Genomic DNA, 26192 nt, shown 5'->3' with positions numbered 1-26192 from the left:
CATGGCGCTTTGCGGCGCCTGTGCATGCTTTATTGCACGGTGAAACTGCCGGCATTGCTGAACGGCGACCAGTTCAGGCCCTGATCACGCACCCGCACGCGGTAGTACCAGGTCTCGCCACTTACCGCCTTGAACGCTGCCGGTTTCACATCGCCGAAGCGGTCGTAGCTGGAGCGGTGCGTACACTGGCCGCCACGCGCGCCACTGGTCGTCCAGCAGGTGGCGCCCTTGGATAGCGTCCAGCGCTCGAACTCCTCGTTGCCGCCATCCTGCAGCAGCTCGCGGCTGGCCAGCAGGTTGCCAAGTTCGAGGCGAGTCACCAGCTTGCCGGCGCGGGTATTGGTGAACGAGGTACCGCTGGTGCCGGTATAGAACCAGTTTTCCTTGCGGGTTTCGTTGCCCCACACATCAAAAGCGTCGGCAAAATCCGGTGCGCGCGCCAGTTGCCAGTGTGCTTCCAGTACATCCACGCCGGCCGGTGCCAGGTAATCCAGGTTGAGGCCGGCAATGACGATACTGCCCAGATCGGTTTGCACCAGTTGCGGCGGCGTACCCACGTTACCGCTTACCAAGCTGATACTGTCGCTGACCGGGAAGCTCACGTCGGTGCCGGCACCGCCGCTGGAACGGCGCTGCATGGCCACCGCCGGCTGGGCGCCGAAAGTGAAGTTCAGCGTGTTGTAGCCGAATTCATCATGGGTGATCACGAACACGCCCAGATCCTTGCCATCGCTGCCCTGGTTACCGCCGCCTTCCAGCGCACCACTGGCGCTGGCTGCGTTCAGCCACAGGTGTTTTACATCCATCGAATGGCCGCGGCCGTAGCTGTGCACATGGCCAAACAGGTTGCCGGTGATGGCGTTGGTGCGGTGGCTGTAGTCTTCCAGCTCTGCCACGAATTCGCACGCGGCAATCACTTCGCCGTTACGCCATTTTTCCGACAGGCATGGCGCGTGGTCGATGCTGAACACGAACGGCTTGCCCGCTGCCTCCGCACCGGCTACCTGCTGCTTGAACCAGCCCAGTTGCTCCACGCGGAAGCTGTCCCAGTACATGGAAAGCGGTGTCCAGTTGCCATGCGTGTGGCGGCCGGCAATCGGCGTGGAATCGAGCACGATCAGGCGCAGGCCGAGGAAATCGGTGCTGTACCAGAAGCCACGGTAGCTGGCCGAACCGTTGTCCGGCACGCCGGCAAAGTACTTGCGATAGGTCTTCATCGCATTGGCGATATTGGGCTGGCTGACCGTAGCCGGGTTGCCCATTTCCTCGCCGAAGTACTCGTGGTTGCCCGGTGCGGCAATGATGGGCACGTATGGCGACAATGCCTGCATGCGGCCGAAGAACTGGCTGCGCCACTGATCGCGCGAATTGCCCGATGCCACCATGTCGCCGGAGATCAGCATGCCCGCCACGTTCTGCGCGCAGCTGACCGGCTGGCTGGCATCACAATCGTGCTTCATCACCCCCTGGTTAACGATGTCGTTGAAGATGGTACCGCGGCCATCCTGCGTATCGCTGAACACCACGAACTTGGCAGATTCCACGCCATCAGTCGCTTTGGGCCAAGTCTTGAACGCATAGCGCGGGCTGACATACGCCGTGGCGCCATCGGCCGATTCGGTACGCACATAGTATTCATACAATGTGTTCGACTGCAGGCCGCCCAGCCTTGCGTGGTACACGGTGGCATCCGTCGGGTAGACGGCGGCGTTTTGCCGTGTGAACGCATCGGCGCTGCCGTAGCGGCGCACCCACACTTGCGGGCGGGATTGTGCGGTTTCCATCAGCACGGTCACGCCATCGGTAGCCGGTGCCTGCAATGCCGGGCCGATGGTCAGCGTGGGCGCGCCAGTACCGACCGGGGGCTGATCTGGTGCCGGCGAAGGCGTCGGCGATAGGGCCGGACTTGGAGTAGGCAGCGGTGTCGGCACCGTGGTGGGCAGCGGCTGCGGATTCAGGCTCGATACCGGTGCCTTGCCTGCGGCCAGTTGGCCGATTTCGCTGGCTGCCAGCGTACGGCTCCATACGGCGATATCGTCGTATTCCAGCGTGAAGCGCTCGGCCGGGTAGCGTGCGTAGTAGTCGCCACGTGCATCTTCGTTGAATGCCCAGCGCTGGTAAGTGGGGTAGATATTGCCCAGTGCGTTGTAGTTGAGTGCGGTGGTATTGAGCGTGCCGTTGGCATCGGTGGCATAGGCTTGGATGGTTTTGGCAGCGGGATTGACCACCAGCGCCACGAAGCCCCAGCTCTTGGCGGGGCCGGCCAGATAGGCATCCACGCGCTTGCTGCCATCGCCCACGTTGAACTTGTAGCGGCCATCGTTGTTGCGGCCGATGGAGATACCGGCATTGCTGCCGGTGCCCCAATCCTTGTTGGCCGCCACGCTGGCCAGCTTGGTGCCCATGTCATCCAGCATGTGCACCCAGAAGGCCAGCGTATAGGCGCCGGTGAAATCACGCGGCAGGAAATGCGCGGCGCCCTGCAACGCATTGAGCTGGCTGCCATTGCCGAAGTAACCGGTGGTATAGGCCACTGCGCCGACCGACTGCAATGCGGTATTGCCAACTGCATCGATACCCTGGCCGTCCAGCGCATAGTAATGCGCCAGGCCATTGGCGAGCGCCGGGTCCAGCGCTGGTGCCTGGGTGGGCTGCGGGGTGGCAGTCGGTGTTGCCGTTGGCGCGATGGTTGGTGCCACGGTCGGTATGGCCGTCGGTGTCGGCGTGACGGTTGGCGTGACGGTTGGCGTCGGGATTGCGGTGGGAGTCGCGGTTGGCGTTGCAGTTGGCAATAGCGTCGGTTGCGCGGTCGGCAATGCTGTCGGGGTGACCGTAGGCAGCAGGGACGGAACCAGCGTGGGAATCAACGTGGGTGTCGGGATGGGAGTCGCAGTAACGCTGACGCAAGCACCGATGGCGCGCCATGGCCCCCACTGCCCGGCGCGCGACGGATCATCACCCTGTGTCCACCACTTGGCTTCGTAATTGATCCCGGCATGCGTGACACGCTGGCCGGCGGTGTAGATGGTGGCCGGGCTCCACGCGGCATGGCAGCCAGCAACCGGCGGCGCGAGCGTGGGCGGCACCACGGTGGGCACCTGCGTTGCCGGTGCAACCGGGGTGGGTACCGGCGAGGTGCCGGTGCTGCTGCCGTCGCTACGCCACAGCACAGGCGTGTTGGGGGGCGTCCAGTTGGCGCCGACATAGGCGGTGTGGGTCACCAGCGCCTGGTAATCCAGCCCCTGGTAACTGACGACAGTGCCTGCGGTATAGGTCACGCCTTCGCGCCATACCGGCGCAGCATGGGCAACACTGACGATCAGGCTGGCAAATACGCCCGCCTGCGTAGTACGCATCCAGATAGAGTTCATGGGTTCATCCGTTCCGTGGTTTGGCAGTTCAATCTGCCTATCCGGCCCATGATGTCAGCCGGCGATGATGCGGCCGTGTCATGCCCCCACAATCTGCCTATCGCCCCATCCGGATTTTTTGCTGCTGCGCTTGCCGCGCTGAACTCTTGAAGCCGGGCTTGCCGGCAGCGCACGGAATGTGTGGATTCGAGACAGCGCAAATCAATCGGCATTACTAGTAAGGGCTCAAGAGTCGACAATGGAGGCTGCATGTTCATCAGTAACGTGTTCACCGGTTTCTCGAATGCAGATATTCAGTTCCGCCATCAAAGCCTGCTTTCTCTCGGCATAGACGTAATGGTTCGACAGGTTGGCGACAACGCTTATTTCGCTTTTGATTGCCCGGATGCCGTCCATGAAGAGGCTAACGCGTTGTTGGGGCTCGGCCCTTACCCGGATAAACCAACCCAGTAACTGCTGGTTTGCAAAAGCCCCGCATTCGCGGGGCTTTCTCTTGTACTGGCTAATCAGTCCACCGCCCTGTCACTGTTCTGTGGGCAAGGCGCCACGTTCTTCCATCCTCATTTACAAACCCTTCTCCACCATATCCAGCAATCGCTGGCCCAGCATCTGCCGCTGCACCTCCGGCATGCCATGCAGCGGGCCTTCGCTCACCAGTAGCGCCAGGCCATGCACGGCGGACCAGGCCAGGTATTCGGCGCCCAGCCGGCGCTCGGGTGGCAAGCCGCCAGCGGTAGCAAGGCGCTCCAGCGCCATGCTCAGCAACTGGAACGGGTTCATGCCGCTGCGGCCAGCTTTGGCCGGATCGGTATCGGCATCGACGTTTTCATGGAAGAAAAACGCGGTCTTGAAGAGGCCGGGCTCCGCGTGCGCATAGTGCAGATAACCGGTGCCCACTGCCCGCACGCTGGCCTGCGCAAACGCCAGTGGCGGCAGTTCGGCAGGAATTCTGGCCAGTTCGGTTTCCATGGCGATGGCCACTTGCGATAGTGCATATGCACGTACCGCGCGCACCAGGTCATCGCGGCTGCTGAAATGCCGGTAGGCAGCGTTGGGCACCACGCCGGCCTGGCGCGTGGCTTCGCGCAGTACCACCGCATCCGGCCCACCGCTGCGTGCCAGCGCAATGCCGGCATCGAGCAAGGCGCGCCGCAAATCACCGTGGCGGTAGCTGCGACGGACGGCAGTGTTTTTTGCTTCTTCTGTCATGATTTTGCCAATGTGTACAGCGTACATTATTCCATGTTATTTTATGTGTACGGCGTACACATTTGGCCGCATAACCACGACCGCGCCGCCAGACGGCATCCTGTTCCACCACCAGAACGAAGGAGAACCACCATGAACCAGCTGAACGTTTACCTGACTTTCAACGGCAATGCTGCCGAAGCAATGCGTTTTTATGCCGAAGCCCTCGGCGGCCAGTTGCAACTGATGAAAGTGGGCGAATCCCCGATTGCCGACCAGATCCCCAATGCCGGCGCCAATGCCAACCTGATCATGCACGCCAATCTGGTGCTACCGCAGGGCTCGCTGATGGCATCGGACTGGATGGAAGGGTGTGGCCCGGCCTTCGACGGCATGAAGGGCTTTGCGCTGACCATCACTTACCCCACAGCCGCAGAAGCACAAAGCCGCTTTGAAGCACTGGCCGAAGGCGGCCAGATCAACATGCCGCTCGGCAAGACTTTCTGGGCGGAAATCGCTGGCGGCGTGATCGACCGTTTCGGCACGCCGTGGATGGTGAACGGTGGCGAGATGCTGGGCGGCTGATTGCATCCAGCATGGCTGTGCAACGGGGCCGATGCAGATCGGCCCTTTTTCATGCGCTGTGCGCAAGACGATGGGGGCGACGGGGCTGCCCGGCGTTTCTATCCAAGGGTAAATCCGCATCATGCAGATACGGAAATATGGTGCTCATTGAAACGGTATCGCCTCTTCCGCCGCATGCTGCCGACGCCATGCGGGAATGCCAACGCAGTTGAATTCATAAGCCCGCAAATATTGTTGGCAGGGGGCACGGGTTATCTCGCCGCCTTTGAATACAAAGGGGCAAAGTTCAAATTGCTTCACAGCTTGTCAGCTATCCCGGTGCGGAACTTCATCTGGAATGAAAAAAAGCTTCTGATTGTAAATCAAGGCATCCATGGGATAAGAGTTTTCAGCCTGACTGACACAGAGTTCTTTTTGAAAGACACATTAAAGCCGCCTTTTCCGGTCGACAAGATGGCTGTTTCAGCATGTGGTATCTGGATTGGCTTCTCAAGCCAGATGTATTCAATACTGGGCATCGCTAAAATTGAATGCAATGCATAGGCAATCCGGTTTTTTGCAAACATCGAATCTCATCGACAAGGATAAAGCAACTTGAACTGGTATCGTTTCGTCATCGCAGGCGCGGTAGTTGCTGGCGCTGCCAGTGGCCCACTGTCACTTGAATCAGCCGCTGCAAGCCAACCCCCCATTACATGGGGCAATCTTGCTTTCATCGCCATGGGAGCGCTGATCGCACTACCGGTGGTCCTTGGCTTCCAGGCTGTGGCTGGGAAGACCAACATGCTGCACCGGGGCTGGCTTTTCTTCTTTTACGCAGCCATCTCTTGCACGACTTCCGGCCTGGCAGCTGTGATCCTGGCAATACGCGGTGCCGGCCTAGCCCCGCATGCGTTCCTGTTTCTGGTGCTTGGGATGGCCATGTTTGCCGGCCTGGGTATCGTCAATACCCTCTTCAGGCGCAAGACCTAAGCAGGCCTAATTGGAGTTTCAGTGTGCAGCAGCGAGCGCAAGCTGACCAGCACGGCCAAGATACAAGAGTAAAAGGCCACTCAGCACTGCGCAATCAAGCGTGGCCGGCAAACGGGAGCAGGCTGCCAGTCACGCTTTTCCAATCCGATTGTTCAATACAGCCGATGCCTGCACGGCTTGCCGCGCCTCATCCTGACACGGCCTCCTTTGCATGTGCAGACTGCGCTCCAAACACCCCGCTCGCCGCAGCATCACGCGCATACGCGGCAAAATCCTTAGGCGGCCGGCCCAGTGCGCGCTGTACGCCGTCGCTGACGTGGGCATTGCGGCCATCCAGCACTTCGCCAAACAGATACACCAGCAGCTCGACAAACTCTGCGGGTACCTGCTGCTGCGCCAGCGTGCCGGTGTAATCGGCCAGTGGCACTTCGGTGTAGCGGATTTCGCGCCCGGCAGCAGCGGCAAGCTCGGCGGTGGCCTCGGCAAATGTCAGCAACCTTGGGCCAGTCAGCTCGTAGATCTGCCCGGCGTGGCCGCTGCCGGTGAGCGCGGCAACGGCAACGTCGGCAATATCGTCGGCATCGACAAAGGGCTCCCCCACGTCGCCAACCGGTAGTGTGATCTCGCCCGCCAGCACGGCATCGAGCAGGTAGTTTTCGCTGAAGTTCTGGCAAAACCAGCTGCAGCGCACGATGGTCCACTCGGCACCGGATTCCTGCACCGCCTGTTCGCCAGCCAGCGCGCCCTCCTCCCCCCGGCCGGACAGCAGCACCAGCCGCTGCACGCCACTTGCCACTGCCTGCCGTGCAAAGGCGCGCACCGTATCGGCAGCGCCGGGGATGGCCAGATCGGGGTAGAAGCTGATGTAAGCGGCCTTGATATCCTGCAGCGCCGGCCCCCAACTGGCGGGGTTTTCCCAATCGAAAGGGGGCGTTGCAGCGCGGGAAGCGATACGCACGGGTATGCCGCGGTCCCACAGCCGTTCGGCAATCCGGCGCCCGGTCTTGCCGGTGCCGCCCACAACCAGAATCGTTTCATTTGCGGTGTTCATGCTGATTTCCTTCAGAGGTAATGTTGCGTGCAGCGACTATCGCACCGCAGCACTGGATTAACCATGACTGGAAATCGCCATTTATTGATCATTCATCCAGATTCATCAATGCATGCGCTATGCTGGATTCATGACTATCCGTTCACACCCTGTCGATGCCTGGCAAGCGGTCGATCCGCTGGGCGAAGCGCTGCACTTCCTGCGCATGGATGGCGCCTTCTATTGTCGTTCCGAATTCACTGCGCCATGGGGGCTGGATTTGCCGGCGATGCCCGATTGCCTGATGTTCCACGCCATTACCGCTGGCGAGTGCTGGCTGGAAGTGGCAGATCAGCCGCCCCGGCAACTGCGCGCGGGTGATCTGGCGCTGGTGCCGCATGGCAACGGGCACCGCTTTGTCAGCAGCCCCGGCCTGCCCGGCGTGCCCTTGTTCGATCTGCCACGCGAGCTGATCAGCCCGCGCTACGAGGTCATCCGCCAGGGCGGTGGCGGCGCAGCCTGCAGCGCATTGTGTGGCGCGGTGCGCTTCAACCACCCGGCTGCGCACCTGCTGGTGCAGCTGATGCCGGCCATGGTGGTGGTCGAAGATGCGGATACGCCGGAAATGGCCTGGATGCACAGCACGCTGCGCTTCATGGCGGCCGAAGCGCAAACACTGCGCCCCGGTGGAGAAACCGTCATCACCCGGCTGGCGGATATCCTGGTAATACAGGCATTGCGCGCATGGATTGCACACGCGCCCGCTGCGCAAACCGGCTGGCTGGGCGCGCTGCAGGATCGCCAGATCGGCCGCGCACTGTCACTGATGCACCGCAAGCCCGCACATGCATGGACGCTGGGGGCACTCGCAGCGGAAGCGGCCATGTCCCGCTCTGCATTTGCCGCGCGCTTCAGCGAGCTGGTAGGCGAACCGCCGATGCGTTACCTGGCGCGCTGGCGCATGCATATGGCGCTGAGCCAGATGCAGGAGAACGACGCCCCGTTTGCCGTTCTGGCTGACACGCTGGGCTACCAGTCGGAGGCAGCGTTCAACCGCGCCTTCAAACGGCATATCGGCGTATCGCCCGGGGTTGCGCGGCGCGGGAAGCTTGCCAGTACAAGCAGGCCAGAGTTGCCGGCTTGAACAAGCACGCAACAGAGAAACGCACGTCAGGCCACCGACATGCACAAAGCCGGAGTTGGAGACAGGTAGCCCCAGGGATGACCGCAAATAGGCAATTGATAGTAATTGCCACTATCTTTCCGAAGCCTTCACCAAATACTCAAAGCCATGACCACCGAAACCTGTAATGTCACTACCCGCTGGGGTGGGACCGAAGATGGCCCGTCCCATGCACGTCTGGCTGAAATCATTGCAGAGCTTGATACCAGGGATGAGGAGCACCCGGATACCTGGCTTATCCATGTCCAAAGTGAATGGCGCATCACGCTGGATGAACAGCGCCATGCATACTTGCAGGATCCGGAAGGCGAAATTCGTGCCCACCTCGCAGGCGTAACGCCTCAAGTTGCGCTGGCGCTGTGGATTCGTTTTGCCAGCGGTGGCCCGGATGCAGTCCGCTCCGAACCGTGGATCGGCGGTGCGCCAGTTCCGAAAAACGCGGAACTGGCTGCCTTGCAGGCGCGCGCAGATGCCCAGTCGTTGAAGGCCGAAAGAAGTTTCTACGATGGGCTGGGAGATGAAATCCCCGACGCCACCTGCAGGGAAGAAGGCTGCAATCGCGGGCGTGTCCAGTACAGCGTGCGCTGCCGGATACATCATTTCGAAAAACACTTCAAAAAACCCTGCCCTTTCACGCATTGAATCGTCGCCGATCTAGTGCCCGACGGATAAGCGCTGCCCCAAGGTCTGCGTAAAACGATACACAAGCTGCACACACGAAACAAAGCCCGCATCAGCGGGCCTTGTCTGTTTCAGCATGCCTGAACAGGCACCCGGCCTGCCTCAGGCCGGTGCCTTGGCATAACACATGATCACCCGGCGGGTGGACGGAATGCTGCCTGCACCGCGCGTGCCGTGTGCCAACGCCGGGGTATAGCCGGTCGGGCACAGCATGTTGCTGGTGATGGGGTTTTTCTTGTCGCCATTGTCGCTGTACAGCCCGCCGAACAGGTACGGCACCTTGGCGCCGGCGGTGTGCCTGCGCCAGCAATAGGACAATTCCATCTGGTTATTCACCGTCTGCGCGGTGAACCCGCTGGGGCAGGTTTTGCTGCCGGTGACGGCGTTGTTGATGTTGTATGCGCCGTCGTTATGGTCGGTTTTGCCATACATGCCGCCAAACTCGGCCACCGGTTCACCGCTGCCGGCAATGCGGCCACAATAGTAGGCCGGCCAGTCGACGTTGTAGGTGCCCTTGAACTCGTAGGCGGTATAGCCATCCGGGCACGATTGGCCATTGGTCAGCGGGTTGTTGAACGAGCGCTCGCCCGTGCCATACATGCCGCCAAAGTCCATGCGCAGTGCGCGGGCGGTCTTGCTGGCGTCGTTGCGCAATGCATCCAGCGTTTGCGCCCAGCTATCGACAATGGCCTCGGTATCTGTCCACGCCTTGTCCACTTCCGGCGCAGTCGCCTTGCGCACGCCATCGAAGTAGGGATCACGGTAGCCTTCGCACCGGGCCAGCGCGATGCCTTCATTGCCATCCGCCTGCGAGCCGGGTTGGCGTTTCTGCGTGACCGAATCGTTGTAGCCGGTTTCATAAGTGGTGATCAGGTTCCATGGCAGGCCATGCGTGCGCGTCTGTACCACCACGCACTCGGAAATGGCGCCCAGCCGCTGGTTCATCGATCCAAGGCGGCGCAGCGCAACCGTTGCACGCACATGGTCGATGGCGGTCTGCAGATGGCTGATCAACACCGCGCGGATGGCCGGGTCTTGGGCGGGGAGCAACTTGCGGCGCAACTCCAGCCGGTTGGCCTTGATCTGCGCTGCGGCCAGGTAAAGCTTCAGGCCGGGGCTCACATACTCCGGAATGCCCTCCGGCCCGGTACGGGCCAGCACGGTATTGACGCCATTGATGGTGGAATCAGCGCTGACGCGCCCTTCCATCACTGCCGGATCAGCGCCGTTTTTCCACTCCAGCTCGTACTCCTGCAGCGCGGTGGTGGATGCCGTCAGCGTGGTCTGGTCACCATCGAGCACATTGGTGATCAGTTCCTTGCGCACGTTGGCGCTGATGTCGGCCAGCAGCTTCTGGGTATCGATGGTCTTGGAAGGAAACAGCAGCTCTTTCACCGCGCTGCCCAGCACGGATTTGAGCAGGCCGCCGGCCATGTCGGTCACCATGTCCAGATTGCCCGTCAACAGCTTGGGCGCCGGCCTGGCCTTGGCGTGCGGTGCCTTTTTCTGCACTGCAGATGCATGCTTTGCTGGCGACTTGGCGGGTACGGCGGCCTGGGCCGCCGCGCTGGTCAGCAGCAGGCAGGACAACGCCATGGCCTGCAGACCGGTCCGGTTGTGTTTGTGCATACGTCATCCCCGATGATTTCTGATCTTGATGCAAGCGGCAGGCGTGGCGCAAATCGTCAGTTTTCGTATCGGGCATACCGAAACAGAAAGAAAATTCACACCAACCTTACTCATTTAATATTTATACAGCATATTCATGGAAAGCGATTGCATGCCTGTTGCATTTTATAGGTCAGCCATTGGGCGGCCATACAGCGGGTTACATGGCCAATGCAGGTACATCCGTCGCTTCCGCTCCAAAAACTGACAGCACCACCTTTCGCATTCGTTGCCTTTGCCAGCGGGTGATCAGCAACACAGAACACCTGTCAGCCTGCCGCACAATATCTTCATGTCATTTCTTGCAATACAATCACCAATTACTTACATATAACGCACACTGCTTCGGCCGTGCCGATCCCTATTGGCGGCGTGGCGGCCAAGCACATGAATGCACGCACCTAAATTCCTTCAGGAGTAGTCATGTACGCCGAGATTCTTCAGGGCGCCCAACGCGGGTTGCTTGTTCCAGCCATCTTTGGCCAGGTAGTCACGCTCACCCTGCGCAACCACGATCTGGAAACCCGCAGTGCCATCCTGGCTTTGGTGCAGCAACTGGCCTGTGCAGCCGAAGCCACTGCGCCTGCCTGTGGACTGGTCGCGGCGTTTTCGCCGGAACTGTGGGGGCGCTGGAACGACCGGCATATCGCGGTGATCCGTACCGTGCTCGATCGCTCGCCCAAATTGCGCGATAGCGGTGGCGATGTATTGCTGTACCTGAAAGCGCCCGACGCCGCGACTGCTGCCACTCTGGTAGATGGTGTACGCGCCGCACTGGAAGGCCTGGCCGCACAACTGGAAATCCTGCCGGTGGGCAAACGCCCGGACGGCCGAGTGATCGGCGGCCGCTACCTGGACGGCATCACCAACCCCAACGACCCGGTCACCATGGCCGAAGACATCCTGGTCGATGGCGAATACCGTGGCGCGGCATTCGGCTTTACCCAGAAATTCCTGTTCGACTGGGCCAGCCTGGGTGCGATGGCACCGGATACCGAAGACGCGATGCTGGGGCGCGATCCCGCTGGTGCCATCCTGCCGCAGAACGACGTCAACGCGCACATCCACCGTGCGCATGTGCTGGATGCCAATGGCGACAACCGCAAGCTGCTGCGCCAGGCATTGCCGTTTGGCGAGCATGCCAGCAGCGCCGCGCGCGAGGCCGGCTTGATGTTCGTGGCGTTCTGCAACGAGCAGGAACGCTTTGAAACCGTGCTGAACCACCTGATGGGCGCAATGCCGGATCGCCCGGCAGACCGCATGATGAGCGTGGTACAGGGCATTGCCGGTGCGTACTGGTATGTGCCGGCGGCCAGCGAGCTGGCCGTGCCCGCCGTTACCTGTGTGACGGAAACCACCGAGGACGCGCACTGGCGCATCCGCAGCCCCAACGGCTACATGTTCTACAACACGCAGGATTACCTGCACCAGATGGCGGAAGGCCGCTACGCCGCTGGCGATCCGCCCGGCCCGCGCCTGCTGTCCTTGCTGGGGCGCGTATTCTCGCACTGGAACGATGGCTGGCTGGACCGCAAGCCGTTCCCGCGCCTGCCGCAACTGGCCGAGCTGGTACACGACGATGAAAAGAGCGCGCTGGGCGGATCAGTGCCGCTGCGCAAGGGCATGGCCAACAAAAAGACCTTGGATACGCTGCTGTCCGCACCCGATTCGCATATCGCACGCCAAAACGAGCTGCTGCGCATCTACCCGGAAGAGCTGATCGTTGGCGTGATCCCCGACTTCACGCTGGGCCGTGGCAAGGAAGTAGTGCCCTACCTGAGCGAGGACGAAACCGTTGCCGCATGGCTCAAAGGCGAGCTGAACGAATGGTCTGCCATGGGCCACGTGGTGCCGCATTACGGCATGCTGGTGCAGCAGGGCCTGGGCGGATTGCTGGGCACGCTGCACGACAAACTGGCAACCGCCGGCGTGGGCAGCGCGCAGGCCGATTTCTACCAGTCGGCGATCTGGTCGCTGGAAGGCGTACAGGGCTACCTGCGCAACTGGGCCACGCTGGCCGATACCGCAGCGCTGACCGCCCGGGATGCGGATGCCGACAATATGCGCGACGTGGCCGCGCGGCTGCGGCGGCTGGTGACGGAGAAACCCGCCAGCTTCCAGGATGGCGTGCAGCTCATCTATTCATTCCATTGCTGCCTGCATCTGGTGGGCGAACTGACATCGCTGGGCCGGCTGGATCAGATCCTGTGGCCGTTGCTGGAGCAGGCGCCGCTGGACGAAACCCGCGCACAGGAGATCGTCGATTGCCTGTGGCTGAAGATCGGCGAGAACGCCTTCGTCAACCGCGCCAACATTACCGATTACGTCAATTACGGCACAACCGCAGTCTGCGGGCTGGGCGGCAATTTCCCGCAGGGCGGCGGCATCAACCAGTGGGTGCAGCAGATCACCGTGGGCGGCTACCTGCCCAACAACAGCCCGGAGCCGCAAGGCGGCGCCAACCCGATCACGCTGCTGTGCCTGAAGGCAGCGCGGCGCATCCCGGTCAACGCGCCCACGCTATCGCTGCGCGTGTACAAGGACATGCCGGAAGAAATCCTCGACGAAGCAGCACGCACGCTGCTGGCCGGCGGCGCACACCCCATCATGTACAACGATGACCGGCTATGCGAAGCGCTGCACCGATCGGGTAGCGAGGTATCGCTGGCGTGGTCGCGCGATTATGCGGCGGATGGCTGCTACGAGCCGATGCTGGCCGGCGCCACCGAATTTGCATTCAACAACGTCACGCCGATGACGGCACTGGAACAGGCGCTGAATCAGGGCGCCACCTATGGCTCGGCCGGCCCGGTCTACCTGCGCGGGTTGAAGCAGACGTTCCGCTCGCCGCCGGTGGAGGAAATCACCAGCTTCGAGCAGTTGCAGGAGATCTTCCTCAAGCAGCTGGAATGGCTGGTGATCCAGAGCTACAACGTGATCCTGGGTGCGTATGGCAACCTGGGAGGCATCTGCCCCAGCCCGCTGCTGTCCAACCTGATCGATGGTTGCGTGGAATCCGGCCGCGACCTGACCAATGCCGGCGCGCGTTTCCACATGATTGCCCCGCTGTGCGTGGGCGTATCCAACACCATCGATTCGCTGTTTGCCATCAAGAAGCTGGTGTTCGATCCGGCCACCGCCATCACCACGCTGCCCGAGTTGCTCGATTGTCTGATCAACGACTGGGGCTACACGATGATCGAGCCCTACCAGAACACGCTGATGGGGCCGGCCGATGCCGCCGAGCGCGGCCGCCGCTACCAGGAATGGCGCGCCACCGCACTGGCTCTGCCCAAGTGGGGCAGCGGCAACGCGGAAGTGAACGCGCTGGGCGAATGGCTGATGGAAAAGCTGGTGGCGCTGTGCGTCGATACCGTGCGCACACCCAGCCCGGCGCTCAAGCCGGTGCTGGACGGCATTGCCAGCACTTACGGCCAGTTCGAGTTCGTGGTGACGCCGGGCATCGGCACCTTCGAAGGCTACGTGGGCGATGGTTTGCCGTGCGGTGCGTCCGCCGATGGCCGCCGCAACAGCATGCCGATTGCATCCGACCTGTCTCCCGTACCGGCACCGCAGGATCTGCCGGCCGCACCGGCATTCCGCAACATCTACCAGTCGCTGGAGAGCTATCGCGTGGATGCCATCGAATACGGTTTATCCAATGCATCGCCAGTGGACATGAACATTGCCGAGGGCTTTCCGCTGGACGACCTGCAGCGCTTCGTGAAGGCGTATGCGCGCGGTGAAACCGGCTCCAACCTGATCACGCTGACCTGCGCCGATCTCGCCACCTACCAGGCTGCAACGCAAGACCCGGAACGCTTCAACCTGGTGCGTGTGCGCATGGGCGGCTGGACCGAGTTCTACGTGGCCATGTTTCCGATGCATCAGGATCAGCACCAGCGGCGCCAGTATTTCACGCCGTAAGCGGCTCGGTCCCGCAGCGGCGGTACAGGTGGTCATGCCATGGCGGCAGAGCCACCTGCCCGCCCCCATTTCAAATACTCGATGGAACCCGATATCCATGCCTTTTCGTTTCTTGCTTCTGCTGCTGTGCGCGTTGTGCTGCAGCCGCCTCGCGCTGGCAGGCCAGCCCGCCCTCAACCCCAATGACTGGAATTTCGTGCTGGTGCCGTCGTTCGACAGCCAGACCGGAAAGGGCAACACGCTCTCGGTTAGCGGGCTGAACCATGCACTGCGTTTCGGCCAGTTGCTCAACAGCATGCTGGCCGGCAAGCAGGGCCAAGTGCGCCAGGTGTATGCATTCAGCTATACCAACGACGACAGCATGGTGCCGCTACAGACCATCGAACCGTATGCGCTGCTCAACAACTTGGGGGTGAGCGTGCAGAAGCTGAGTGTGGGCGACGCATCGGTCTACAACTCGCCCGCCTATTTCATGCAGCAATTGTTGGGCAACCAGCCACGCGGCACCTACATCATGGCAATGCCGCCGGCCATGCTGCAGCAGGTGGCCGGTGCGCTGGGCAATGGCTCGATCAGTATCGATGGCACCCACCAGTACGTGGTGTTGTCCGGCCGCGATCAGCCGTTTGCCACCAGCAGCTACGATGACCAGATCAAGGACGTGGCCGACTACCCGGTAGTGCCGCTGCCGGCGCGCAGCGCCTGCCCGCAAAGCCCGGTAACGATACGCGCCAAGGCACCGGGTGGCTGGCGCCCGTATACCGAACAGACGGTTTATCTGGTGCGCCATGTGGAAGCCCACCCCACCGGCAATTTCGAGAACGGCAACTACGTCTGCCAGGGGCAATGGCGTGCGCTGGGCGCCAACGGCCGATTGCTGGAGATCATGCGCAACCGCAAGCCGGATTACGTGTTCACATCCGACCCATCCAACATCATCGGCTGCAGCGGCACCTGCTCCTACATCCGCCCATCGCTGACGGTGTCGCCGTTTGCCGTCCAGCACAAGCTGCCGCTCACGCTGGCGACATTCCAGTGGTCGGACGCAACCGACCTGGCGCAATCGCTGTTCAACCGCGAATCGCCTTATTTCAAACACCCGGATAGCGGCGCCAGCATCCTGGTGGGCTGGGAACACGCGCATATCCAGAAGGCGGTGCAATACCTGCTGGAAACGATGTACCGCAATCCGGAGGCTGCGAAGCAGCTACCGGCGTGGAGCTTCGAGGATTACGACACCGTGTGGGCGCTATCCACCAGCAAGGACGGCGAGCTGACGTTCCGCAATACCTGCGAGGCCATCCCCACCGCCGCGCTGCCCAGCACCTGCCCGGCGTTTTTCCAGTAAAGCCAGCCCTGCCGGTCATAGCCTGCCCCAGCAGGTATGGCCGGCGGTGGCAGATTCAGCATCGCAAACACGGGGAGATGCTGGAGTACAACCGACAGCCACAAAACAAATCGTCAATTTCAAGTTATTGAAAGAAAGCTTAAAGACAGCGTGATATCATGCGCTTTCTGTCCTATCCACTGAAAGCAACATGAATCGTCTGTTGAATCCTGCAGCAATTAGATATGCGCTGCCCTGTTTGCTCGCCAGTACCGCTCTGACTCTGCCGATTACAGTATCTGCGGCCAGCACATCTTTTGAGGTTGCCTATCAGGAAACCCACAATTGGGGCTCGGGCTTCAATGGCGTGGTGCTGATCAGAAATACCGGCACCACAACGCTCAAAAACTGGATGGTTACTTTCAACTGGAATGCACAGCTCACCAATGGCTGGGATGCCAAGATCAGTGCGCAGAATGCAGATCAGCACACCGTCATCAACAACGGCTGGAATGGTGATATTGCGCCAGGTGCAACCGGCTTTTTCGGCATCAGCGGCATACCGGCAGGCAATAACGAATTACCCGGCAATTTCAATGTCAGCCGTGTAGATGCAGTCAATGGCCCACTGGTACTGAAGAATGCGAATTTTGGGCAAGGGCTTTCCGGCTGGGAAATGCAGCAATGGCAACCACGCCCCTCTGAAATACAGATTTCCACAGGGCAAGGTGCGGGCAATACCAATGCGCTGGTCATTGATCATGGCAACAACAGCAATGATTCCCTTCTCAGCCAGACGATCACGGGGTTGATTCCCGGCAAGGCATATATTGTATCCGGCTGGATGAAGGGCGAAAACATCATACCGATGTCCCCCGGCACGACAGGCGCCAATCTGGTACTGGGCGACCAGCAGATTGCCAATCAAACGGGCACATTTGACTGGAGCCGGTTTGAAGCCACCTTTTTTGCCAGGAGTAGCGAGGAAACACTGACCGTGCGCCTCGGCAATTACTCAAGTGACAGCATAGGCAAGGCCTGGTTCAGTGCCATTGCCATTCAGGAGGGGGCTTATACCAGCCGCAGCAGCCCCAGGTATTTCACTTTCAATCTGCAGGCCAGCGAATATGCAGCCATCGATGCCGCCCATTGGCAGCAATGGATGACCCAGCTCGATAGCGCATATGACATCTATACCGATCTGGTGGGCAGCAAGCCATTCAATGGTGCACGCTCTTATATCCAGAGCGTGAAACAATATCCGGGGGGCTGGGCCGTGTCCGGTAACCCTATTCTGTGGCAGGATCAGTATATCGCCAAGGAATTGAATCATATCCTTACTACAGGGGAATGGAGTTTCGGCATTCTGCATGAAATCGGCCACAACTTCGATCTGGATTACCGCTGGGTATGGGGCAGCAGCAGTGCTGAAATCATGGCCAACTTCAAGATGCAGAAGGTACTGGAAGACACCGATGCGCTGGTCTATCCCGATGGCAATCTGCCATTGCGAGGTGGCGAACAGATGAAAAACTGGCTGTATACGCGCTGTACTGACAGCAATGGCGACGCCGTTTGCGACGTGAACGGCGACACCATTGTTGCCCGGCTGGTCAGCATCAAGGACAAACTGGGCGGCTGGAATGCCTTCAAACAGACCTTCCGCGAGATCCAGGCACTACCAGCCGGCAGCGTGCCCACCACCAACCGGGGGCGTTTCAACCTGTTCTTCGATACGCTGACACGCATATCCGGCTGGAACGTACGTGCCGAATTTACCGCGGATGAAATGGCCTACATGGTTGCGGATTACAGCCGCTGATTCTGCCAGCCAGCAGCACGGCTACACCATCCCGCAAGCCCTTGGGCAGCCATGCTGCCGGCAGCTGCAACAATGTTGCAGCTGCCGCACCCGGTGCGGCAGAGCCAGACCCCGACCGCACGGATCACTCCGTTTTGGCATGCATGATCTGTATTTCAACAGTAGCAGCGCAGCTTATTTACATCAGTGCACACACCAGATTGACAGGTATGGACAGCAGCCGGTTACCATGCCAATGGCATTTTCAGGCAAGCCATTGCCGGAAACGCCACCCGGCCCGGGCGGGTGAGCCGATATCATTACAATGCAATTGCCTTGCCGTAATCCATACACCCCAACAGGAATGATCATGAAAAAATTTGTTGCTCTTGGTGTACTGTTTTTTGGCGTAATGCTGAACGCTTCGGCTTCCGAGGTTCAATACTTCCGGATTTATGGTAATCAGATTGTTGGCCCGGACTACTGTAGCCAAGAATGGCCAGGCTCGACTTTCAATGGCCTGCGCCAGGGCATGGGCGATTACTATTTCATTTCCTGCATCAAGTACTAAAGAGAAGTAGCGCCGCGGCCTGAAGGCTGCTGCGGCGGTTCACATCTCGCCGGTGGCCTGCGCCACGCGCACACCAGATAGCCCAGCCCTGCTGGGCTATCTGCTTTTCAAGACGCGTACCACACCCACGCTAAACCAGCACCTGCTGCGCTGCCAGGCAGTTATCGCAGTGGCCGCAGACGTCGAACGGCGCGGGTTCACCGAAATACGCCAGCAGGAAGTGCCAGCGGCACTGCGCGTTCTGCGCGTAGTGCATCATCTGTGCCAGCTTTTCCCGATCCTGCTCGCTGGCGGCAACAAAGCCCGCTGCCACTGCGGTCAGCCGGCTGGCCCGATCTGCCACCGGCAGCGTGCGTACTTCGTCGCCCAGTTGTTCCAGCAGGCCATCCGCACGGAGCGCAGCCACGATCACCTCGAAACGCGCCTTGCCCATACGCTTGCATGCAGCACGCACCGTGGCGAGTGCAACGGCGGCAGTATCCGCACCGCATTCGATCAGGGCGCGGTTCACCCGGGTGATGTCCGCTGCGGACGGGTAACGCCCTAGCAGGAAATAGGCCTGAGTTTTCTGGTCCGCCAGGTCGTAAAGCAGCAGGCATTGCGCCGGATCGCCATCGCGCCCTGCACGGCCGGCCTCCTGGTAATACGCTTCCACCGGGGCGGGGAACGCGTAGTGGATCACGCGGCGGATATCGGCCTTGTCGATGCCCATGCCGAATGCGTTGGTGGCCACCATCACGCCGGCGGCACAGTTCATGAAATCCTCTTGCGCCTGATTGCGCGCGGTCTTGCCCAGCTTGCCGTGGTAACGCTGCGCGGCAACGCCCTGCCCGGTCAGCCAGGCATGCACCGCGTCCGCATCCTTCACCGTGGCGGTGTAGACGATACTGCTGCCGGACGCTTGCTGCAGGCTTTGCAGCAACTGCTGGTTTTTCTCGTCCACAGACGTCACATGCCGCACCTGCAACTGCAGGTTGGCGCGGTAGATGCTGGTATTGATCACCTGCATGCGCGGGCGGCGCAGCTGTTGCTGGATATCGGCAATCACTTCATCGGTGGCAGTCGCAGTCAGTGCCAGCACTGGCTGGTTACCCAGTTGCGCCAATGCATCCGCGATGCCGAGGAAAGCAGGCCGGAAATCATGTCCCCATTGCGAGATGCAATGCGCTTCGTCGATCACGACGAAATCGATCTTCACCTGCTGCACCACTTCGATGAACGCAGCACTGGTTAGCCGCTCCGGCGTGGTGAAAATGAATTCCAGCTCGCCAGCGGCCAGTTGCGCCAGCACCTGCGCCTCTTCACCGGCGCCGAGGCTGCTGTTGAGAACCTGTGCGGCCAGATCGTAACCCTGCAGTTTTTCTGCCTGGTCTTTCATCAGCGCGATCAGCGGCGAGATGATCAGCGTGGTGCCGGGCAGGTGCAGCGCAGGCAACTGGTAGCACAGCGATTTGCCGGCGCCGGTCGCCATCACCGCCAGCGCATCCTGCCGGGCCAGCACCGCGCGGATCACCGCTTGCTGACCGGGGCGCAGGCTATCGTGGCCGAAGGTTTCTTCCAGCGTTTGCTGCAGCGGCGCCGGGGTGGCGGTTTTGCTGATGACATCTGTGCGGCGCTTCATGGTACGGCCCATACGGTATCGTCACCGATCACGAACAGGCGCCGGCCGGGCTGGCGGTGTACCTGGGCGGTACCGGTGAACGCGCCGAATGCTGGCAGCAGCCCGACGTTATGATCAAAACAGAAGCACGGCAGCCGCAGGTGCTCGAATGCCGGCCCGGCCAGTTGCAATGCCGGGTGCACGTGCCCGGCCAGCGTGTAGTAACCGGGCGGCACCTCGCTATCGGGCTCGTGGCACAGCGCGAAGGGCGGCTGCAGCCAGGGTTCACTCATTACCTGCATAGCCAGTTCTTCCGGCGGATCACCGGCGTGCTGGTCGTGGTTGCCACGGATCAGCACGCATTGCAGCGCTGCATGCCTTGCGCGCCATTCACGCAATTGCGCCAGCATATCGGTGCTGCGGCCATGGCGGGCATGCAGCAGATCGCCCAGGAACACCAGTTGCCGCACCGGGTACGCGGCCAGCAGCAGATCCAGCCGGGCCAGATTGCTGGCGGTGGTGCCATGCGGCACCGGCTGCCCCAACGCGCGGAATGCCGCGGCCTTGCCGAAATGCGCATCCGCCACCAGCAGCATGGCCTTGCGTGCCCAGTACAGCGCGCGCTCGGGCAACAGCTGGAGCATTTCTCCGGCAACATCGATGGTGAGTGCCGGGCTGCCGCCCGCAGCCCCCATATGGTCTTGCATCCGTTCCATGATCATTCAGGTCCCCTCGTAGGCCTGCCGGTCTTGCGTACCCTGCTGCGCCGGCGTGGTTGTGGTTGTTGCGTGGCAAACAGCACGCTGTCGTGGGGATCTGCGGCAGCGCCGCCCGCAGCTTTTTCCAGGCTGGCCAGCAGGCGTGCAATACGGTCGGCCAGTTTTTCGCTGGAAAGTTTCTCGCGGAAGCGCTCCACCAGCAGCGGAAAGGCAAAAGGCGACGTGCGCGCCAGCGCCACATGCTGGATGCGTTGCGTGGCCATGCGCTGCAGCGCGGCGTCCAGCCTGGCTACATCCAGCTCCTGGCGCAGTACTTCATGCTCGGACTGGCCCAGCAGCAGGTTGGCCGGATCGTGCTGGCGGAACACCTGGTAGAACAGGCTCGATGAGGCCTGCAGCTGCCGTGCGCTCTTGGGCGCGCCAGGGAAGCCCTGGAACACCAGCCCGGCAATGCGCGCAATCTCGCGGAAGCGCCGCTGCGCCAGCTCGCCGGCGTTCAGGCTGGCCAGCACATCGTGCACCAGATCATGGTTGCCGAAGAGCTGTGCGCCCAGCAGCGGCGCCGGGTCGAAGCGCGTGGGGGTGAGCAGCTCGAAACCATAATCGTTGACGGCAATCGAGAACGTCATCGGCTGATGTTGCGCCAGCCGCCACGCAATCAGGCTGCCCAGCCCCAGGTGCGCATGCCGGCCGGCAAACGGGTAGATGAACAGGTGTGTGCCCTCGCGCGAATGCAGCGTTTCGATCAACAAGCTATTGCGGGTGGGCAGTGCCGACCACGCCAGTTGCACTTGCAGCAACGGCGCCACGCACTGCATTTCCGGGCCGGCAAACTCGCTACGCGCGGCGGCTTCGAACTGCGCCAGCATCGCATCGGCCAGCTCGGTGGACAGCGGCATCTTGCCGCCGTTCCAGCGCGGCACCGCCGGCTTGTTGCCGGTGGCACGCCGCACATAAGCGGTCATGTCGTGCACGCGCGCCAGCTCCAGCAGGCGGCCGCCAAACAAAAAGCAATCCCCCGGGGCCAGCCGGGCGATGAAGCCCTCTTCCACCGTGCCCAGCTTCTTGCCACCCATATACTGCACCTGCATGCTGGCATCGCTGACGATGGTGCCGATGCTCATGCGATGGCGGCGTGCGATCTGTGCATCCGGCACGCGCCAGACGCCATGTTCATCCGGCGCCACCTTGTGGTATTCCGGGTAGGCAGTCAGTGCCTCGCCGCCCTGGCGCACGAAGCCCAGCACCCACGCCCATTCGGCATCCGTCAGCGTGCGGTAGCTGGGGGCGCTGCGCACCTCCGCCAAGAGTTGTGCCGGCACGAAGCCGCCGCCCAGCGCCACCGTCACCACGTGCTGCACCAGTACATCCAGCGGTTTATCCGGCGCGGTGCGCCCTTCCACCGTGTACGCGGCAATGGCGCGCTGCGCAGCGGCGGATTCCACCAGCTCCAGGCTGTGCGTGGGCACCAGCGTGATGCGCGACACCCGTCCCGGCGCATGGCCGGAGCGCCCTGCACGTTGCAATAGCCGGGCAATGCCCTTGGGCGAGCCGATCTGCAGTACCCGCTCCACCGGGTGGAAGTCCACGCCCAAGTCGAGGCTGGAGGTACAGATAGCTGCCTTGAGCTGGCCATTTTTCAGGTTGGCTTCCACCCAGTCGCGCACTTCCCGGTCCAGCGAGCCATGATGCAGCGCGATCAGGCCAGCCCAGTCCGGCCGCGCCGCCAGGATGGCCTGGTACCAGATTTCCGTTTGCGAACGGGTATTGAGGAACACCAGCGACGTGCTGGCCGCATCGATCTCCGCAACCACTTGCGGCAGCATTTTCAGCCCCAGGTGGCCGGCCCAGGGAAAGCGCTCCAGATTCGCGGGCAGCAGCGTATCCACCTGCAGTGTTTTATCCAGCCGGCCCGCCACCAGCCGGCCGGGGCCGGCCAGCAATACATCTTGCGCATGCGCAACATTGCCCAGGGTGGCGGACAGGCCCCAGGTCTGCAACGCCGGGTTCCATTGCCGCAAGCGCGCCAGCACCAGTTGTACCTGCACGCCACGCTTGTTGCCGATCAACTCATGCCATTCATCCGCCACCACCATCTGCACGTTGGCAAACACCTCGGGCGCATCGGCGCGCGCCAGCAGCAGCGTCAGGCTTTCCGGCGTGGTGATCAGCGCGGTAGGCCAGCGGCGTTGCTGCGCGGCGCGCTGGCCGGCGGGGGTATCCCCCGTGCGGATGCCCAGCGTCCAGTTCAGGCCGGCGTCCTCCAGCGGTTGCAGCAGCGCCTTGTGGGTATCGCTGGCCAGCGCGCGCATGGGGGTCAGCCACAGCACCGTCAATGGCGGGGCCAGCAACTTGCCGCGGCGCGGTGGTGCATCGGGTTCGCGGTACAGCTGCGCCAGCGCCCCCAGCCAGATCGCCCAGGTTTTGCCGGCACCGGTGGTGGCATGCAGCATGCCCGATTCGCCAGCGGCAATGGCCTGCCACACTTCATGCTGGAACGGGAATGGCGTCATCTGCCGTGCGGCCAGCCAGGCGGCGGGGTCGAAGCGCGCCGCGGCGTTCATGCGTTCGCCGCCGTACTGCCGGGTTGCAGCAGCATCTGCAGATCTGCCAAGGTGTCGGCTTCCGCCACCGGTTTGTCTTGCCGCCAGCGCAGCATGCGGGGAAAGCGCACGGCGATACCGCTTTTATGGCGGCTGCTGGCGGCGATGCCCTCGAAGCCCAGCTCGAACACCAGCGTAGGCGTAACGCTACGCACCGGGCCGAATTTCTCCACCGTGGTACGGCGCACGATGGCATCCACCTTGCGGATTTCCTCATCGGTGAGGCCGGAATACGCTTTGGCAAACGGCACCAGCGCCCGCGTGGCATCGCCCTGCGGTTTATCCCATACCGCGAAGGTGTAATCGGTATACAGGCTGGCACGGCGGCCATGGCCGGCCTGCGCATAGATCAGCACCGCATCGATGCTGTAGGGATCGATCTTCCATTTCCACCATGTGCCCACATCCTTGGTGCGGCCGATGCCATACGCGGCATCGCGCGCCTTCAGCATCATGCCTTCTACGCCGCGCGCGCGGGATGACGTATGCAACGTAGCCAGTTGCGCCCAGTCATCACCCGCCACCAGTGGCGAGCGCTGGATGCCGGGCGGGTGATAATCCGCCAGTACCTGTTCCAGCAGCGCACGGCGCGCATGTTGCGGCAACGTGCGCTGATCCACGCCCTGCCACTCCAGGATGTCGTAGGCCAACAGGATGACCGGCGCTGCTGCCAATACTTTGGCACCGAGATTCTTGCGGCCGATGCGTTGCTGCAGCAGCGCAAACGGCGCTACCTGGCCATCCAGCCATACCAGGATTTCACCATCCAGCACCGTGCCATCCGGCAGCGTGGCGCCGGCTGCCTGGAGTTCGGGAAAGCGCTCGGTGACGAGATCCTCCCCGCGCGACCACACCCACACGTCACCGGCGCGCTTGACCAGCTGCGCGCGGATGCCGTCCCATTTCCACTCAACCTGCCATTGCGCCGGGGAACCCAGTTGCGCCGCCATCGCAGCAACATCCTGCTGCCACGGGTGCGCCAGAAAAAACGGATACGGCTGGCCGCCGCGCTGCACGCCCCCGTTACCGGCAGGCGCGATGAGTGCCAGGTACGCCGCCGCATCCGGCAGCGCCTTGCCGGCCACCACCGCCTGCGCGGTGTAGCCCACCAGCCGCTGAGCCACCAGCTTGGCATCGATACCGCTTACCGCCGCCAGCGCGCGCGTCACCAGCAACCGTGATACGCCCACGCGCAGGCTGCCGGTAATCAGCTTGATGCCGACAAAGCGTTCCAGCCGGTTTTGCTGCTGCCACATGCGGCTAAGCGCCGCATGCTGCACCTCTGGCGGTTCGCCACGCAGTGGAAGCAAGGTATCGGCCACCCACTGTGCCAACGGGATATCCACAGTACTGCTGGCCGGCGGCAGCACCAGCGAGATGGTTTCAGCCAGATCGCCTACCGCGTCGTAGCATTCATCGAACAACCACTCCGGCAGGCCGGCTGCTGCCTGTGCGGCCTGGCGCAGCACCTTGGCCGGCACCACCTGGCGCGGCTTGCCACCCGCCAGGAAGTACACCGCCCATGCCGCATCCGCCGCTGGCGTTGCGGCAAAATAGCTGGTGAGCGCCGCCAGCTTGGCGTTGCTGGCGGTGAGGGTATCGAGCTCTGCATACAGCGCGGCAAACTGCTTCATGGCGCTGCGCCCTCTTCCGGTCCCTGCTCCGCCCTGTGCGCTGAATCTGCTGCGTCATCCATGGGCGCTGCAGCGGCTTGGGTGGCTTCATCCTGCTGCTGGCCCACGCCTTCATCCTCATCGCCATACTGCGTATGGAAGGTGTGCGCGGCGATGCCGTGTTCGCCCAGCCAGCGCGTCAGCACGCCGGTCTGTCCATGCGTGACATACACCTGCTGTGCGCCGGTCTGTTCGATCGCCCACAGCAGGCCGGGCCAATCTGCGTGATCGGACATCACGAAGCCGCGCTCCACGCCACGGCGGCGGCGTGCGCCGCGCAGCAGCATCCAGCCGCTGGCAAACGCATCCGAGTAGTCGCCAAAGCGGCGCATCCAGGTGGAGCCCGCGGCGGAGGGCGGCGCCAACACCAGCGCCCCCGCGTACGCCGCCTTGTTCTCGCCGCGCGCGGCCAGTTCGGCCACACGGCGCGTAGCGGGCAAGGCCACGCCGCTGGCGCGATAGGCATCGTTCAGCGGTGCTACCGCGCCGTGGGTAAGGATGGGGCCGATGCTGGCATCCACGCCGCGCAAGATGCGCTGCGCCTTGCCGAACGCATAGCAGAACAGTACCGATACCCGCCCCTGCGCCGCATTGGCGCGCCACCACTGGTTGATTTCGGCAAACAGCGCATCGCTGTGCTGCCAGCGATAGATGGGCAGGCCAAACGTGGATTCGGTAATGAAGGTATCGCAGCGCACCGGCTCGAACGCCGCGCAAGTGGGGTCTGGCTCGACCTTGTAATCGCCGGAGGCCACCCACACCTCGCCCGCCACCTCGATGCGTACCTGCGCCGAGCCCAGTACATGCCCGGCCGGATGCAGGCTGATGCGTACGCCGTTGTGGCTGACTGCCTCACCATATCGCAGCGTTTGCAGCGCGATATCGCCCAGCCGGTGGCGCAGCACCTGCTCCCCGGCCTGCGTGGCCAGGTAATGGCCGTGCCCCACCCGCGCATGATCGCTATGGGCATGCGTGATGATGGCGCGCGCAACCGGCCGCCACGGGTCGATATAGAAATCGCCAGCCGGGCAGTACAGGCCTTCCGGCCGGGCGATGATCAACGGGTTGTCTGGGCTCTGGATGGGCATGTGATCACCTTGGATTCCTCATCATCGGCGATCCTCCGGCCGCTGCGTGTAGGCCGAACCCGCGTGTGCATTACCGGTTTATGCCCATTTTTCTGGCGCTAGGTGAACCCCGCAGCGGATAGCCCTTGCCTGCACGCGGATAGGGCGCCAGCGATCAGGCCGGGCCATCAGCACGCGTTGCCCGAGGGCAAGTGCTGCAATGCAA

At 62.1% G+C, this 26192-nt stretch carries 19 protein-coding genes and 1 pseudogene; 10 read left to right on the top strand and 10 right to left on the bottom strand.

All coding sequences use genetic code 11. The features are described 5' to 3' along the window. Positions 1–29: 29 nt before the first annotated feature. Positions 30–3371 carry a carbohydrate-binding protein gene (locus IGB42_RS10330; RefSeq protein WP_159671030.1) on the bottom strand — a complete coding sequence of 1114 codons (3342 nt, stop codon included), beginning with the start codon at positions 3369–3371 and terminating at the stop codon, positions 30–32. Positions 3372–3620: 249 nt separating this feature from the next. Between IGB42_RS10330 and IGB42_RS10325 the strand changes: the two genes are divergently transcribed. Continuing rightward, positions 3621–3824 (top strand): hypothetical protein, encoded by a 204-nt coding sequence (locus IGB42_RS10325; RefSeq protein WP_159671027.1) that lies wholly within the window; start codon positions 3621–3623, stop codon positions 3822–3824. A 111-nt stretch (positions 3825–3935) separates the two neighbouring features. Here IGB42_RS10325 and IGB42_RS10320 read toward each other — a convergent pair whose 3' ends face one another. After that, the gene (locus IGB42_RS10320) at positions 3936–4580 is read right to left on the bottom strand and encodes a TetR/AcrR family transcriptional regulator (protein WP_159671024.1); all 645 of its coding nucleotides are present in this window, start codon (positions 4578–4580) and stop codon (positions 3936–3938) included. 132 nt (positions 4581–4712) lie between these two features. Between IGB42_RS10320 and IGB42_RS10315 the strand changes: the two genes are divergently transcribed. Genes IGB42_RS10315 through IGB42_RS10305 form a run of 3 tightly spaced genes read left to right on the top strand, consistent with a single transcriptional unit; the run spans position 4713 to position 6116 of the window. Next, on the top strand, positions 4713–5144 hold the full coding sequence (locus IGB42_RS10315; RefSeq protein ID WP_159671021.1) for a VOC family protein: 432 nt from the start codon (positions 4713–4715) through the stop codon (positions 5142–5144). Beyond that, positions 5145–5687 (top strand): hypothetical protein, encoded by a 543-nt coding sequence (locus tag IGB42_RS10310; RefSeq protein WP_159671018.1) that lies wholly within the window; start codon positions 5145–5147, stop codon positions 5685–5687. Positions 5688–5738: 51 nt separating this feature from the next. Further along, entirely contained in the window at positions 5739–6116 is a 378-nt protein-coding gene (locus IGB42_RS10305) for a hypothetical protein (RefSeq protein WP_159671015.1), read from the top strand. Positions 6117–6303: 187 nt separating this feature from the next. Here IGB42_RS10305 and IGB42_RS10300 read toward each other — a convergent pair whose 3' ends face one another. After that, on the bottom strand, positions 6304–7167 hold the full coding sequence (locus tag IGB42_RS10300) for an NAD(P)H-binding protein (protein WP_159671012.1): 864 nt from the start codon (positions 7165–7167) through the stop codon (positions 6304–6306). Between the two features lie 130 nt (positions 7168–7297). Here IGB42_RS10300 and IGB42_RS10295 point away from each other — a divergent pair, with 130 nt between their 5' ends. Then, complete coding sequence (locus tag IGB42_RS10295) at positions 7298–8290, top strand: AraC family transcriptional regulator (protein ID WP_159671009.1); 993 nt, start codon at positions 7298–7300, stop codon at positions 8288–8290. Positions 8291–8437: 147 nt separating this feature from the next. Then, positions 8438–8971, top strand: a complete 534-nt coding sequence (locus tag IGB42_RS10290; protein WP_159671006.1) for a hypothetical protein — start codon at positions 8438–8440, stop codon at positions 8969–8971. 141 nt (positions 8972–9112) lie between these two features. On the opposite strand, the gene IGB42_RS10285 is transcribed toward IGB42_RS10290, so the two are convergent. Beyond that, positions 9113–10639 (bottom strand): hypothetical protein, encoded by a 1527-nt coding sequence (locus tag IGB42_RS10285; RefSeq protein WP_159671003.1) that lies wholly within the window; start codon positions 10637–10639, stop codon positions 9113–9115. A gap of 462 nt (positions 10640–11101) precedes the next feature. On the opposite strand from IGB42_RS10285, the gene IGB42_RS10280 reads away from it, so the two are divergent. The 4 genes from IGB42_RS10280 (at position 11102) to IGB42_RS10265 (ending at position 18304) form a co-directional block, all read left to right on the top strand. Beyond that, positions 11102–14605, top strand: a complete 3504-nt coding sequence (locus IGB42_RS10280; protein ID WP_159671000.1) for a Dyp-type peroxidase — start codon at positions 11102–11104, stop codon at positions 14603–14605. A 97-nt stretch (positions 14606–14702) separates the two neighbouring features. Further along, positions 14703–15953, top strand: coding sequence for a hypothetical protein (locus IGB42_RS10275; RefSeq protein WP_159670997.1), 1251 nt, complete (start codon positions 14703–14705; stop codon positions 15951–15953). 190 nt (positions 15954–16143) lie between these two features. Further along, the gene (locus tag IGB42_RS10270) at positions 16144–17754 is read left to right on the top strand and encodes a cellulose binding domain-containing protein (protein WP_159670994.1); all 1611 of its coding nucleotides are present in this window, start codon (positions 16144–16146) and stop codon (positions 17752–17754) included. A gap of 349 nt (positions 17755–18103) precedes the next feature. Beyond that, positions 18104–18304, top strand: a complete 201-nt coding sequence (locus IGB42_RS10265; RefSeq protein WP_159670991.1) for a hypothetical protein — start codon at positions 18104–18106, stop codon at positions 18302–18304. Positions 18305–18434: 130 nt separating this feature from the next. Here the strand turns inward: IGB42_RS10265 and IGB42_RS22660 are convergent, their stop codons facing one another. From IGB42_RS22660 to IGB42_RS10240, 6 genes and pseudogenes are all read right to left on the bottom strand, one after another. Beyond that, positions 18435–18737, bottom strand: coding sequence for a RecQ family zinc-binding domain-containing protein (locus IGB42_RS22660; RefSeq protein ID WP_374705048.1), 303 nt, complete (start codon positions 18735–18737; stop codon positions 18435–18437). Positions 18738–18869: 132 nt separating this feature from the next. Further along, positions 18870–19925 (bottom strand): annotated as a pseudogene (locus tag IGB42_RS10260) (ATP-dependent DNA helicase RecQ); the annotation flags it as partial. Further along, positions 19922–20620, bottom strand: a complete 699-nt coding sequence (gene pdeM, locus IGB42_RS10255) for a ligase-associated DNA damage response endonuclease PdeM (RefSeq protein ID WP_159670985.1) — start codon at positions 20618–20620, stop codon at positions 19922–19924. The gene pdeM and the pseudogene IGB42_RS10260, both read right to left, overlap by 4 nt. 2 nt (positions 20621–20622) lie before the next feature. Then, on the bottom strand, positions 20623–23187 hold the full coding sequence (locus IGB42_RS10250) for a ligase-associated DNA damage response DEXH box helicase (protein WP_159670982.1): 2565 nt from the start codon (positions 23185–23187) through the stop codon (positions 20623–20625). Beyond that, the gene (locus tag IGB42_RS10245) at positions 23184–24860 is read right to left on the bottom strand and encodes an ATP-dependent DNA ligase (protein ID WP_159670979.1); all 1677 of its coding nucleotides are present in this window, start codon (positions 24858–24860) and stop codon (positions 23184–23186) included. Before IGB42_RS10245 ends, IGB42_RS10250 begins: the two co-directional genes overlap by 4 nt. Next, positions 24857–25987, bottom strand: a complete 1131-nt coding sequence (locus tag IGB42_RS10240) for a ligase-associated DNA damage response exonuclease (RefSeq protein ID WP_159670976.1) — start codon at positions 25985–25987, stop codon at positions 24857–24859. The genes IGB42_RS10245 and IGB42_RS10240 overlap by 4 nt, the downstream gene beginning before the upstream one ends. Between the last annotated feature and the right edge of the window lie 205 nt (positions 25988–26192).

The organism is Andreprevotia sp. IGB-42 (assembly GCF_009848685.1).
GTDB lineage: Bacteria > Pseudomonadota > Gammaproteobacteria > Burkholderiales > Chitinibacteraceae > Andreprevotia.
Note: the sequence above shows the minus strand (reverse complement) of the source record. Positions and strands in the feature narration are given on the sequence as shown.

Coding starts and splice junctions, on each gene's coding strand:
- IGB42_RS10330 (WP_159671030.1), bottom strand. CDS start 3,371: ATGAACTCTATCTGGATGCGTACTACGCAGGCGGGCGTATTTGCCAGC.
- IGB42_RS10325 (WP_159671027.1), top strand. CDS start 3,621: ATGTTCATCAGTAACGTGTTCACCGGTTTCTCGAATGCAGATATTCAG.
- IGB42_RS10320 (WP_159671024.1), bottom strand. CDS start 4,580: ATGACAGAAGAAGCAAAAAACACTGCCGTCCGTCGCAGCTACCGCCAC.
- IGB42_RS10315 (WP_159671021.1), top strand. CDS start 4,713: ATGAACCAGCTGAACGTTTACCTGACTTTCAACGGCAATGCTGCCGAA.
- IGB42_RS10300 (WP_159671012.1), bottom strand. CDS start 7,167: ATGAACACCGCAAATGAAACGATTCTGGTTGTGGGCGGCACCGGCAAG.
- IGB42_RS10295 (WP_159671009.1), top strand. CDS start 7,298: ATGACTATCCGTTCACACCCTGTCGATGCCTGGCAAGCGGTCGATCCG.
- IGB42_RS10290 (WP_159671006.1), top strand. CDS start 8,438: ATGACCACCGAAACCTGTAATGTCACTACCCGCTGGGGTGGGACCGAA.
- IGB42_RS10285 (WP_159671003.1), bottom strand. CDS start 10,639: ATGCACAAACACAACCGGACCGGTCTGCAGGCCATGGCGTTGTCCTGC.
- IGB42_RS10280 (WP_159671000.1), top strand. CDS start 11,102: ATGTACGCCGAGATTCTTCAGGGCGCCCAACGCGGGTTGCTTGTTCCA.
- IGB42_RS10275 (WP_159670997.1), top strand. CDS start 14,703: ATGCCTTTTCGTTTCTTGCTTCTGCTGCTGTGCGCGTTGTGCTGCAGC.
- IGB42_RS10270 (WP_159670994.1), top strand. CDS start 16,144: ATGAATCGTCTGTTGAATCCTGCAGCAATTAGATATGCGCTGCCCTGT.
- IGB42_RS10265 (WP_159670991.1), top strand. CDS start 18,104: ATGAAAAAATTTGTTGCTCTTGGTGTACTGTTTTTTGGCGTAATGCTG.
- IGB42_RS22660 (WP_374705048.1), bottom strand. CDS start 18,737: ATGGGCAAGGCGCGTTTCGAGGTGATCGTGGCTGCGCTCCGTGCGGAT.
- pdeM (WP_159670985.1), bottom strand. CDS start 20,620: ATGGAACGGATGCAAGACCATATGGGGGCTGCGGGCGGCAGCCCGGCA.
- IGB42_RS10250 (WP_159670982.1), bottom strand. CDS start 23,187: ATGAACGCCGCGGCGCGCTTCGACCCCGCCGCCTGGCTGGCCGCACGG.
- IGB42_RS10245 (WP_159670979.1), bottom strand. CDS start 24,860: ATGAAGCAGTTTGCCGCGCTGTATGCAGAGCTCGATACCCTCACCGCC.
- IGB42_RS10240 (WP_159670976.1), bottom strand. CDS start 25,987: ATGCCCATCCAGAGCCCAGACAACCCGTTGATCATCGCCCGGCCGGAA.